At 44.6% G+C, this 12,352-nt stretch carries 14 protein-coding genes; all 14 read left to right on the forward strand.

The window, feature by feature from the left end; genetic code table 11:
- Positions 1-57: 57 nt before the first annotated feature.
- The 14 genes from rplU to raiA all read left to right on the forward strand — a co-directional run bounded on the left by rplU (position 58) and on the right by raiA (position 12,338).
- A complete protein-coding gene (gene rplU, locus U5O15_09420; GenBank protein ID MDZ7860861.1) occupies positions 58-369 on the forward strand; it encodes a 50S ribosomal protein L21 in 312 nt (103 codons plus the stop codon).
- 22 nt (positions 370-391) lie between these two features.
- The gene (rpmA, locus tag U5O15_09425; protein MDZ7860862.1) at positions 392-646 is read left to right on the forward strand and encodes a 50S ribosomal protein L27; all 255 of its coding nucleotides are present in this window, start codon (positions 392-394) and stop codon (positions 644-646) included.
- Between the two features lie 186 nt (positions 647-832).
- Complete coding sequence (locus tag U5O15_09430; GenBank protein ID MDZ7860863.1) at positions 833-1,489, forward strand: MBL fold metallo-hydrolase; 657 nt, start codon at positions 833-835, stop codon at positions 1,487-1,489.
- A 120-nt stretch (positions 1,490-1,609) separates the two neighbouring features.
- Entirely contained in the window at positions 1,610-2,452 is an 843-nt protein-coding gene (locus U5O15_09435; GenBank protein ID MDZ7860864.1) for a fumarate hydratase, read from the forward strand.
- Positions 2,453-2,526: 74 nt separating this feature from the next.
- Complete coding sequence (locus tag U5O15_09440) at positions 2,527-3,078, forward strand: Fe-S-containing hydro-lyase (protein MDZ7860865.1); 552 nt, start codon at positions 2,527-2,529, stop codon at positions 3,076-3,078.
- 103 nt (positions 3,079-3,181) lie between these two features.
- Positions 3,182-3,904 (forward strand): 3-deoxy-manno-octulosonate cytidylyltransferase, encoded by a 723-nt coding sequence (kdsB, locus tag U5O15_09445; protein MDZ7860866.1) that lies wholly within the window; start codon positions 3,182-3,184, stop codon positions 3,902-3,904.
- A 51-nt stretch (positions 3,905-3,955) separates the two neighbouring features.
- Positions 3,956-5,608 carry a CTP synthase gene (locus tag U5O15_09450; GenBank protein MDZ7860867.1) on the forward strand — a complete coding sequence of 551 codons (1,653 nt, stop codon included), beginning with the start codon at positions 3,956-3,958 and terminating at the stop codon, positions 5,606-5,608.
- 5 nt (positions 5,609-5,613) lie between these two features.
- The gene (kdsA, locus tag U5O15_09455; protein ID MDZ7860868.1) at positions 5,614-6,438 is read left to right on the forward strand and encodes a 3-deoxy-8-phosphooctulonate synthase; all 825 of its coding nucleotides are present in this window, start codon (positions 5,614-5,616) and stop codon (positions 6,436-6,438) included.
- Between the two features lie 128 nt (positions 6,439-6,566).
- Positions 6,567-7,610: a KpsF/GutQ family sugar-phosphate isomerase gene (locus U5O15_09460; GenBank protein MDZ7860869.1), complete on the forward strand. Its 1,044-nt coding sequence runs from the start codon at positions 6,567-6,569 to the stop codon at positions 7,608-7,610.
- Between the two features lie 451 nt (positions 7,611-8,061).
- On the forward strand, positions 8,062-8,679 hold the full coding sequence (lptC, locus tag U5O15_09465; protein MDZ7860870.1) for an LPS export ABC transporter periplasmic protein LptC: 618 nt from the start codon (positions 8,062-8,064) through the stop codon (positions 8,677-8,679).
- A complete protein-coding gene (gene lptB, locus U5O15_09470) occupies positions 8,666-9,430 on the forward strand; it encodes an LPS export ABC transporter ATP-binding protein (protein ID MDZ7860871.1) in 765 nt (254 codons plus the stop codon). Before lptC ends, lptB begins: the two co-directional genes overlap by 14 nt.
- A gap of 17 nt (positions 9,431-9,447) precedes the next feature.
- The gene (gene rpoN / locus U5O15_09475; protein ID MDZ7860872.1) at positions 9,448-10,839 is read left to right on the forward strand and encodes an RNA polymerase factor sigma-54; all 1,392 of its coding nucleotides are present in this window, start codon (positions 9,448-9,450) and stop codon (positions 10,837-10,839) included.
- Between the two features lie 68 nt (positions 10,840-10,907).
- Positions 10,908-11,777 carry a lipoyl synthase gene (lipA, locus tag U5O15_09480; protein ID MDZ7860873.1) on the forward strand — a complete coding sequence of 290 codons (870 nt, stop codon included), beginning with the start codon at positions 10,908-10,910 and terminating at the stop codon, positions 11,775-11,777.
- 18 nt (positions 11,778-11,795) lie between these two features.
- The gene (raiA, locus tag U5O15_09485; GenBank protein MDZ7860874.1) at positions 11,796-12,338 is read left to right on the forward strand and encodes a ribosome-associated translation inhibitor RaiA; all 543 of its coding nucleotides are present in this window, start codon (positions 11,796-11,798) and stop codon (positions 12,336-12,338) included.
- Positions 12,339-12,352: the final 14 nt, after the last annotated feature.

Here is a 12,352-nt window from a genome sequence, read left to right on the forward strand (position 1 = left end):
GCGGATGTTTGTTTGTTATTTATAAAGTCGCTTGATTATTTAAGGAGGTTGCGCAAAGTGTACGCGGTTGTAAATATAGCGGGAAAACAGATAAAGGTTGAGAAGGAAAGTAATGTCCACGTTCCTCTTATAGATATGGAAGTGGGCAGCACTGTCACTTGCGATGACGTATTGTTCTATTCAGATGATGACGATATAAGAGTCGGCAAACCTTATCTGGACGGCATTAAAGTGACCGCGGAGATTCTAGAGCACGGCAGGGATGACAAAATCGTCGTGTTCAAGATGAAACGCAGAAAGAAGTACCGCAGGAAAAGAGGACATCATCAGCGATATACTCTTCTTAAAATAAAGGATATATCAGCATAAGTATAATCAGGGAGAGGCTGTCATGGCGCATAAAAAAGGTGTTGGAAGTTCAAAAAACGGTAGAGACAGTAACGCGAAATCTTTTGGAGTAAAGAGATTCGCGGGCCAGGAAGTTAACGCGGGCACGATACTCGTCCGTCAGAGGGGCACGAGAATTCACCCCGGTACGAATGTGGGCAAGGGAAGGGACAATACCCTTTATGCTTTAATCGACGGCAGAGTAGAATACGAAAGATTGAGTAAGAAAAGAAAAAAGGTGAGTATATACGTAAATTAAACTCTTCTTATAAAATAAGAACGGCAATTTACCGGGAACCTGAAGCGTTATAAAAAGCTGAGGGTTCTTTTTTTTTGAGCAGTCCGGCAATTTATGTTAGTCTTGAGAAATATACTTGGTGTTTTTTAAATAGGATAGCTGACAAGTAACACGGACCTGCTGTATTTGAAATCCCGGAGGTGTATTGTGAGACTCAAATTTCTTGGTCACGCCTGCTTTGAACTCATTTCTGATGACGGAATTAAGATCGTATTTGATCCCTATGAAGCCGGTTCATATGACGGAGCGCTTTCGTACGGACCGGTTGAGGGCGATTATGATATTGCCGTGGTAAGCCATGATCATGCCGATCACAGAGACGAAGAAGTATTATCGGGGATAAAAAATGTTGTCGAGAGCAAAGGTGATTTTTCATTCTCCGGTATTAAGATAAAGACTTTCCCCACCTTTCACGATAAATCCGAGGGCAGCGAGCGGGGCAATAATTTGATTTCATTAGTAGATACAGGACGGATTCGTCTCGCTCACCTCGGTGATCTCGGTCACGACATCTCATTGGCAGAAATACCGGAGCTTGAGAATGTTGATATAATGATGATCCCGGTGGGAGGATATTTTACGATCGATGCCGCAGAGGCTCATTGGATAGTAGAGGAATTCAGTCCTAAAATTGTTATACCAATGCATTTTAAGACGGAAAAGGTGGGCTTTCCTATCGAATCGGTTGACAAATTTCTCGAACTTGAGAATAATGTTGAAAAAACGGGCGGCAGTGAGTTGGATATCAATGAGAAGATCTTTGGAGATGAACGAAGAATTATAATGCTTGAACCCGCGCTATAACTTTATGAATTTGCGATTCAGCGCGGCTTTTGCCCGGACTTTCGATCTAATGGATGAACGCGAGCCCGGAGTATTTTGATCTCATAAGTGATTTATTATTAAATTCAGCGGGAGGGAAGGATGAGAAAAATACAAGCCAGCAGAATAACCGAGGCTGTGGCGAAACTCTGTATGGAAGCTAATTTCAAACTCGAAGAAGATGTTCAGACGAGTCTGGAAAAGGCGTATGAAACAGAGAAATCCCCTGTCGGGAAAGAGGTCCTGAAGCAGATTCTCGATAACTCCGATATTGCTTCAACAGAGAGGGTCCCGATATGTCAGGATACGGGTATGACCGTAATTTTCGCTGAGCTGGGGCAGGACGCGCATATTGCAGGAGGCGGATTTGAAGAGGCTATTAATGAAGGTGTCAAGAAGGGTTACACTGAAGGGTACTTGAGAAAGTCGATTGTATCCGATCCCGTGAGAGGTGGAAATACAGGGGATAACACACCCGCGGTTATACATCTTGATCTTGTTCCAGGTGACAAATTGAGGATGTATGTCGTACCAAAGGGGGGCGGAAGTGAAAATATGAGCAGGATCGCTATGATGAAGCCCGCCGACGGCGTAGAGGGGATAAAGAAGTTCGTTGTCGATGGAGTCAGGGAAGCTTCCGGCAATCCCTGCCCGCCCATTACGGTGGGAGTTGGAATAGGGGGCAGTTTTGAAAGATGCGCTCAGATTTCAAAAAAGGCACTCTTAAGATCGATAGGAAGTAGTAATAAGGATCCTTTCTATGACAAGCTGGAGAAGGAAATTCTTCAACTTGTTAATAAAACAGGAGTCGGTCCGGCAGGACTCGGAGGCACAACAACCGCCCTCGCTGTTCATATTGAAACCGCGCCTCGCCATATTGCTTCATTCCCGGTGGCGATGAATATCAATTGCCACGCCGCGCGGCACAAATTTATCGAGTTGTAAAGTTGATATCTTAGTTTGAAGGAATGAAATATTAGAAGTAATTTAAATAAAATTTTGCAGACAGGCGGTGTAGAATGGCTGAATATTCATTAGAGGTTCCACTTGAGAATGAGGATGTAAAAAAATTGAAAGCGGGCGACAAAGTGTCCCTGTCAGGGATAATATATACGGCGAGGGACAGCGCTCACGAGCGTCTTGTAAAATTGATAGAAGCGGGAGATGAGCTTCCGATACCCCTTGAGGGCCAGATTATATATTATGTCGGTCCGGCGCCCACTCCGCCCGGCAGGGCGATAGGGTCCGCGGGACCGACGACAAGCTACAGAATGGATCCGTATACACCTGTTCTTATAGAGAATGGTCTGAAAGGTATGATAGGAAAAGGGGGACGCACGAAGCCCGTCGTGGATGCCATGAAAAAAGGGACGGCGGTATATTTCGCGGCGACGGGAGGAGCCGCGGCACTGATTGCTCAAAGCATCCTTTCTTCGGAGGTTGTGGCCTACGAGGATCTCGGGGCTGAAGCGATAAGAAAACTTGAAGTTAAGGACTTTCCCGTAATTGTCGCTCAGGATTGTCACGGCGGCAATGTTTACGTTGAGGGCCAGGCAAAGTATGCTGAATAACCTGCGGCACGGAAAGAGAATATGTGAATCCAGCGTTCCCGCAATTTTTATTAGTCTCCGGGCATAGATAAGACCCGGTGTTATTTTTCACCGGAGGATGAATTTGTCTTCACAGAAAGTTACCGCGGTCATACCGGCGCGTTACGGCTCTAAGAGGTTTCCCGGGAAACCTCTGGCTTTGATAAACGGGACTCCCATGATAGTTCATGTTCTTAGAAGGGCTGAAAGTATCAAGGGTATCGACAGCGTTTTAGTGGCCACTGATGACAGAAGGATTGCCGATGTCGTAAACGCGGACAGCGGGCGCGCGGTAATTACCTCCGGATCCCATGATACCGGCACTTCGAGAGTATGCGAAGTTGTCTCTGAGAACGACTGCGACATTGTCTTGAATATCCAGGGCGATGAACCTCTGTTTCCGGTAGACGGAGTTGAAAAACTGATAGAGGTCATGAAAACTGACCGGTCTATAAAGATGGGAACCCTGGCTTCTTTTTCAGATTCAGAGGTGGAGATGAACAGCCGTGATGTTGTAAAGGTTGTTTTTGACCTCTCCGGCAACGCTCTCTATTTTTCCCGTCTGCCGGTTGGAGCTTCCGGCGGCGGATTCTACCGGCATATAGGAATTTACATTTACAGGAGCTCTTTTTTACTCGATTATGAAAACCTTCCCGGAGGCCCCCTGGAAAAAATCGAATCCCTCGAACAGCTCAGAGCACTTGAGAATGGTATTGATATCAGAGTTATAAACTGCAGCGCGGTTTCCGGAGGGGTTGACAGACCCGAAGATATAAAAAGGGTTGAATCTTTTTTTGATAATTTGTAGAGTGTTTTTAAGTAACCGCAGTTTCTTTAAGAGACAAAGATCGGGAGAAGAGTGAACGGAAAGGTAAAATATATTTTTATTACGGGCGGTGTGGTATCTTCTCTCGGAAAGGGAATAGCGGCGTCCTCTCTCGGGCTGCTCCTTAAGCAGCGTGGTTTGAATGTTGTTCTCCAGAAATTTGATCCCTATCTGAACGTTGACCCCGGAACGATGAGCCCCTTTCAGCATGGCGAGGTTTTTGTCACAGACGACGGAGCTGAAACCGATCTTGACCTGGGTCATTATGAGCGTTTCACCGATAAGAATCTAAGCCAGAAATCGAATGTCACAACAGGTCAGGTTTACGAAGCTGTTATAAACAGAGAACGTGAGGGAGCATATCTGGGGGGGACGGTTCAGGTTATTCCGCATATTACAGATGAAATAAAAAAGAGAATAATGAGAGCCGCCGGTGAAGATGACGATATTGATATTGTAATCACGGAGATTGGCGGAACAACTGGAGATATCGAGGGGTTGCCTTTTCTTGAAGCGATAAGGCAGCTTCGTTTTGAACTTGGAAAAGAGAATGTTTTATACCTTCATCTTACCCTCGTACCATATATTAAAGCCGCTCATGAGATTAAAACGAAACCTACTCAGCACAGCGTCAAGGGGTTGAGGGAGATCGGGATTCAACCTGATATTCTGCTCTGTAGATCTGAAAGGCCGCTTGAAGACGGGATAAGAGACAAGATATCCCTCTTCTGCAATGTCGAGAAAGAGGCTGTCATTGAAGCCCTTGATGCTGATTCAATATATGAAGTTCCTCTGAGGCTGAGCAGCAAAGGACTCGATGATATTGTAATAACAAAACTTGCCATAAAAAGCTCAGAGCCCGATCTTACTCGGTGGGAAGAAATGATTACCAAAATCAAATCTCCAAAAGAGAATGTACGGATCGCCGTATGTGGTAAATACATTCATCTAGTCGACGCCTACAAGAGTATTATAGAGTCTTTCACTCACGCGGGAGCCGCTAACGATGTCAGGGTTAATATTAAATGGGTAAACGCGGAAAGAGTTGAGGAAGATGGCCCCGAGGTGTGTTTTGAGGATGTAGAGGGGGTTTTGATTCCGGGTGGTTTTGGCGAAAGAGGGATTGAAGGGAAGATAAACGCCGTTAGATACGCCAGAGAAAATGGCATTCCCCTGCTCGGCATCTGTCTCGGTCTTCAATGCGCCGTTATCGAGTTTGCCCGTAATGTCTGCGGACTTGAAGCGGGAAGTTCCGAATTTAACCCCGATGTGGAGGATCCGGTTATTGATCTTATGCTTGAACAGCGCAGCAAATCGAAGATGGGCGGTACTATGCGGCTTGGTTCCTATCCATGTAATATAAAAGAGGGTTCTCTCGCGGAGAAACTTTACGGTTCCCTTCAAATCAATGAAAGACACCGGCACCGCTGGGAGGTTAATAATGAATATCGCAGTGTACTTGGCAGTAACGGTCTCGTGTTTTCAGGGCTTTCTCCGGACGGCAACCTTGTCGAAATAGTTGAATTGCCGTCACATCCTTTCTTTATTGCCGTTCAGTTTCATCCGGAGTTTAAATCCCGTCCACAGAAAGCTCATCCGCTTTTCAAGGGATTGGTCAAGGCGGCTATAGAATATTCTGTTTCAGCTTCGACGGGATCGAATAATAAAGTAAAGCAGGACGGATAATTGATATGGATCCTCTTGTAATAGGAGAACACAGGGTTTCCCTTCGAAAAAAACCCATTCTGATAGCCGGTCCCTGCGTGTTGGAAGATGAAGAAGACGCCGTAAGAATCGCCCGCAAATGTGCCGAGCTGGCTGAAGAAAACGGATTTTTCTATATTTTCAAATCAAGTTACCTTAAGGACAACAGATCTTCTCTGGATTCATATGTGGGTCCCGGGCTTGAAGATGGACTTAGAATCCTAGATAGAGTGCGCGGTGAAGTTGGCGTTCCGGTATTGACAGATGTTCATTGCCGGGAGGAAATTTCCAGTGTTGCCGATGTGTGCGATGTCCTGCAGATCCCCGCCTTTCTGGCGAGGCAGACGAGGCTCATTGTATCCGCGGCGAAAACGGGGAAGGTTCTGAATCTGAAGAAAGCTCAGTTTCTTTCTCCGGAAGAAATGGAACTGGCGGTTGACAAAGCCAGAAGAAGCGGGGCCGCGTCAGTGATGGTCACAGAGAGAGGTACTCTTTTTGGCTATAATAATCTTGTTGTTGATATGACATCATTTCCGAGGATGAGGCACTTCGGAGTACCTTTAATAATGGATGTAACTCATTCCCTCCAGCTTCCGGGAGGGTCGGGAACCAGGAGCGGAGGTCGTCCTGAATTCGCCGGCATTATGGCTCGGTCCGCCGCCGCCGCGGGGTGCGACGGTTTCTTTATAGAAACTCATTTTGCCCCCTCTTCATGTAAATCTGACGCGGAGTCAATGCTTCAGATAGATAAGATGCCGGATATCTTAAGGGAAGTATCACAGATTTTTGACCTTGTAAATTCCTTTGATTAAAGTGATATTGATTGATAGATTATGTAGAGCGGAAATATCATTTTATCCGTTCATGTATTAATATATTGGCCTGATATTAATCTCAAGGCCTCGGGGTATGGAAACTCAGCGGGGAGGAAATTACTGATATGGGAAAAAAGAGTTCTTCTGAAATTAAAGGATCTGATGCGGAGCATTCCTTCGGGGAAAGTTCCGGTCAGAGGAAGACCTCGGATATCGGGCGTGAAGTTGTCTTAAAAGAGATTGAAGGGCTTAAGGGGTTACATGACGGAATCGGGGACGAATTTGAAGAGGCCGTAAAGATCCTTCTTGAATGCCCCGGGAAAGTTATCGTCTGCGGGATCGGCAAATCGGGTATTATTGCAAGGAAGATAGCTGCTACGCTAAGCAGTACCGGCACTCCCGCTGTTTATCTGCACTCTGTGGAAGCCGGCCACGGTGATATGGGGATGGTAACCGGGAATGATGTTTTCCTGGCTGTCAGCAAGAGCGGGGGCAACGAGGAAGTAACGAGGCTTATTCCATATCTTAAGGCTATCAGAGTAAAAATAATTTCCATTACTGCCAGTGAGGATTCCAGGCTTGCTGAAGAAAGCGATGTGGTGCTGCTGATAAATTCTAAAGAAGAAGCGGGTTCAATTGGAGTAGTCCCGACTACGACTACAACGGTTTCTCTGGTTCTGGGAGACGCTCTGGCAGTAGCCGTATTGACGAAGAAGAATTTCAGCCGTGAGGACTTCGCGATACTTCATCCGGGGGGCGTTCTGGGGAGAAAGCTCTTTCTGAAGGTTTCCGGATTGATGCATGTTGAAGATGAGCTTCCCCTTGTCAGCATGGATACCTCTCTTAAGGAAGCCCTGATTGAGATAATCGACAAGAAGCTCGGTTGTACGGGCGTTACTGGCCCGGGCGGCAGGCTGGCGGGTATTATCACAGACGGCGACTTAAAGAGAATTCTCACGGAAAACCCTTCCGCTTTGGACACTCCTGTATCGAAACTCATGACTAAATCACCAATGACTGTAAGTCCGAACCTGCTTGTTGTAGAAGCCCTCAAAGAGATGGAAATGAATCCCAAGGGTCAGGTTACTCAACTCTTTGTTCTCGATGATGAGGGCTATCCCGTAGGTATAATTCATATCCACGATATTCTCCGGGCGGGACTGAAATAGACCGTTTTCTCTCACAGTTACAGATTTTAATAAATCCGATAAATTATTTCGTTTATCCCCTGCCGGGAAGCGATTCTGTTTCTAATAAAAGCAAAATATTCATTCATTTCATATCTGTGCCGGCTCAGAACTATCCGGCATATTTTTCTAACTGAGATGTTATTTTCTTTACGGAGATTCCAGTTAATTTTTGCGTATTGTGTAATATTATGTTCGGCTTAGGGTTGCGCAGGCGTAACTCATTAGTTTTCTTGCCTTTTTGGATGGCACATTAATTGCTCGACTGTGTGAATTGATTTTGCTATAATTAATTGCAAGGCCGGAAATCAGTAAGTCCCGATTATGAAATTTATACTTCTTTCGGTAGTACGCTGGCAGAACGCCGGCCGGCCGGAAAAAGAAAAACAGCTGTTTTCTATGACTTCAAAATAGCGAAGGATCACTAATTCAAATGCGGCATATCATTAGTCTCAGAAATTCTTCTTTCAGTTCTTTCTTTTCAGCTGTCATTATTTTACTGCCGGTATTGATTATTCTTTCATGCGAAAGCAGTGATGAAGAATACTATATCAATCCATATGGAAGAGCTGATCAAGTAATTAATAATTTTACTACCGTGGAAAGTGATTCCGGGGTTGTAAAGTGGCGGATGAAAGCGCCAGTAGCGAGAATATACAACAGCAGAAAGCTGCTTGTTACCGAAAATCCTGTAATAAAATTTTACGATGAAAAGGGTGAAGTTTCATCGGTGGTCACGGCTGACAAGGGTGAGATTAATCAGAAATCACGGGACTTGACAGCTATTGGAAGTGTTGTTGTTACCTCGAACGAAGGATACACACTTGAGACCGAGAGTCTCGCCTGGCTTCATGAAAGAGGCGAGATTCATACTGAAGATTTTGTAAGATTTACAAAGGGCAAGAATGTTACGACGGGATACGGATTTTGGGGCTATCCTGAATTAAAGGAATTTGATATAGTAAGAGATATTAATGGAGATCTGATTGATGAAACTTCGAACACAGACGAAGAGATGAATCAGGAAGTGGAGCAGAATGAAGCAGAGTAGCAGGGAGTGTCTTGATTCCGGTGACATCGGCGAGGGGCTCGGAACCGAGAATCTAGTTAAGAAATATCAGAAGAAAGTTGTAGTGAACGGAGTTTCCATATCGGTTCAAAAAGGTGAAATAGTGGGGCTGCTTGGACCAAACGGAGCGGGCAAGACTACTACATTCTATATGATTGTCGGTATGATCAAACCCGAGAGTGGAAAAGTATTTTTTAAAGGCAGGGATATTACTGATTTGCCTATGTACAAAAGAGCGAGGTTGGGGATAGGTTATCTGCCTCAGGAACCTTCTATTTTCAGGAAAATGACAGTAGAGGATAATATCAAAGCCATAATCGAGACCCTTTCTATTTCTGATGATAAACGCTCTGAGCTTCTCGAAAGTCTTCTCGATGAACTTGGCGTGAAACATTTGAGAAATAATTACGGGCACCAGTTGTCCGGCGGGGAAAGAAGACGAGTTGAGGTAACCCGGGCTTTAGTTACAGATCCTTCATTCATGCTGCTCGATGAGCCGTTCGCGGGTATCGATCCTATCGCAGTCGCCGATCTGCAGGATATAGTCGTCAAGCTGCGCGATAGAGGGATCGGTGTTTTAATAACGGATCATAACGTCAGGGAGACATTGTCAATTACCGACAGAGCATATATAATGTTTGAGGGGAGTATCAAGTGTCTGGGTGACGCGGACGCTTTGGCCGCCGATCCTGAGGTAAGGAAGATATATCTGGGAGAATCTTTTCAATTGTAATGGAGGATAGCTGATCTATGGAAATGAAGATGGGAATGCGTGTGGCAATGCAGCAGCGTCTTGTTATGACCCCCAGGCTTCAACAGGCCTTGAAGTTGCTGCAAATGCCTACGCTGGAATTGCAGCAGGTACTTAAGCAGGAGATTCTACAGAACCCCCTTCTTGAGGAAGATGACGAACTTAAAGAACTGGATGAGGATGAAATCCAGGAAGAGGAGGAAGAAGAGGAGGAAGATACAGATTGGGATGAGGTTTTTGAAACCGCGTTCAATATGGGTGGAGCAAATGGTGAGGAGACAGAGCAAAGAGAAGATATGCTCGAGAGAGTGCCCGTCGCGAAACAGAGCTTTTCTGACAATTTGTTGAGCCAGCTTCGTTTAGCCACCGATGATGAAGAGATGCTCGAGATAGGTGAATATTTAATAGGCAGTTTTGATGATTCCGGTTATATGGTTGGTTCTCTAAGTGACATCGCCAGGACTTTCGGTGTCGAAGAAGAACATGTTCGTAAAACACTCGAACTTATTCAAACGTTCGATCCGCCCGGTGTGGGAGCGAGGGATATCAGGGAATGTCTCATGCTGCAGCTTGAAAGAAAAGAGATGCTGGGCAGTAAAGCGGCGGTTATTATCAGTGATTATTTTGAAGAATTCAAACAGCGAAAATACCTCGACATCAGCAAGAAGATGAAAATTTCCCTGAAGGAAATTCAGACCCAGGCGGAGATAATTGCCACTCTCGATCCAAAGCCCGGCCTGAGCGTTTATTCAGAGGAACCTAAATATGTTATTCCCGACCTCATAGTAGAGAGGGTCGGCGAGAAGTTTGTTATATCTTTGAACGAACGTAACGTCCCCCGGCTGAGAATCAGCAAGGCGTATCGGGATGAATTGACAAGTAACCGGAAGATCAGCACTGAAACAAAAGATTTTATCAAAGGACGCCTCAAGAATGCCAAATGGCTTATTCAGACTATCGAACAGCGCCGGCGTACGATGATCAAGGTCATGGAATGTATAGTGGATAAGCAGAGTAAGTTTTTTGAAAAGGGGGTAATCGCCCTTAGGCCCTTGACACTTCAGCAAGTCGCCGTTGAAATAGATATGCATGAATCCACTGTGAGCCGTGTAACGACAAACAAATATGTTCAGACACCAAGAGGTGTCTATGAACTGAAATTCTTCTTCAGTGCCAAACTCAGTACTAAATCGGGGAAGAATGTTTCCTCTAGAAGCGCTAAATTGAAGATAGAGAATATAATAAAAAATGAGAATGTAAAGAAACCCTTGAGTGATCAGAAAATTGCTGATATTTTGAGAAATGAAGGGTTGGTTATAGCCCGCAGAACTGTTGCTAAGTACAGAGAACAGCTGGGTATTTTGCCCGCGAGACACAGGAAAGAGTATTGAGGTTGATTTTTCGACGGAGCTAAGATAGATAAATGACATTTTCTACTTATGATCGACGCTCCAGAAGATTGCCGTCTTGGTTGAAGAGGAAGATTCCTCTTTTAGATGTGTGTTCTGATGTTGAACGCGTGATAAGAAAAAGGGGACTTCACACTATCTGCCGTGAAGGGCGTTGTCCGAATAGAGCGGAATGTTACTCGAAAAATAAAGTTACGTTTTTGATACTTGGGAATGTTTGCACAAGGAACTGCTTGTTTTGTGATGTGAAGAACGGTCGGCCCATCGCGCCCGATTTAAGTGAAGCTGATAAAATAGTCGAGGCGGTTCAGCAGCTGGGGTTGACTCATGTGATAATAACTTCTGTTACCAGGGACGATCTTCCGGACGGCGGAAGCCGTTTTTATTCCAATGTTGTAAGGAAACTCAAGGAGCTGGATCCCCCTCCGATGATTGAACTTCTTATACCGGACTTTAATGGTAATATAGATGATTTAAGGACGGTTCTTGATACAAAACCTGATATTATTTCTCATAACATCGAAACAGTTAGAAGTGTTTTCAGAAGGGTAAGAAAAGGAGCCGATTATGATAGATCCATCTCGATACTTTCAATAATAAAGGATGAGGGGAGGGAGGTGATGACAAAATCGGCGTTAATGCTTGGTTTGGGAGAATCAGTTGATGAAGTTCTTGAAACGATGAGGGAGCTCAGAGAGGCGGAGTGTGATTTTCTCGCGATTGGGCAATATCTCCGTCCGGGAATAAAGCAGATTCCTGTTGAGGAATTTATTCTTCCCGAGAAATTCCTCTGGTATGAGAAAAAGGGATATGAAATGGGTTTCCTGGAAGTAACAGCAGGACCTTTAGTTAGGAGTTCTTATCAGGAAAATAAGATCAGTAATTTTAGAAAAAGTGCAGTGATAGAGCCGGACGAATGATGCGAGGAGGAAATTGATATGGAATTAACAACAACATCAAGGCATTTCAAGGCAAGTCCCGAACTTATTGAACATATAGAAGTAAAAATGAGAAAACTGAAACGCTATTTCGAGAATATTCTTAATGTCGATGTGATAATGTCTGTAGAGAAAGTCCGTCATATTGCAGAAGTAAATCTCCACGTTCAGGGGCATAATTTTACCGCAATAGAAGAATCTGATAATATGTTCTTTTCAATAGATAAATGCGAGAAGGATCTTGAAAGGCAGATAAAAAAATATAGGGGGAAGCTTCAGTCCCGTTATCAAAACCATAAACGGAGTAAGCGGGAACAATATCCGCGTGAATATATAATCAGCGCCGGGAGTGTTGAAAGTGAAAACGGCGTTGAAATGATCGAAGAGGCCGCTTATGACTTGGAAAACATGAATGTTGAAGAAGCGATCAAGGCTATGAAGAAACAGGAAAAGGAATTCTTCTTTTTTGATAATACAGAATCGGGCAACCCGAGTTTTGTTTACAGGCGGTCTGACGGCAATTACGGGGTAATTAAATTGTAGTTTATAGGCAGATT

The sequence above is a fragment of the Candidatus Krumholzibacteriota bacterium genome (genome assembly GCA_034520215.1).
Lineage (GTDB): Bacteria > Krumholzibacteriota > Krumholzibacteriia > Krumholzibacteriales > WJIX01 > JAGHBT01.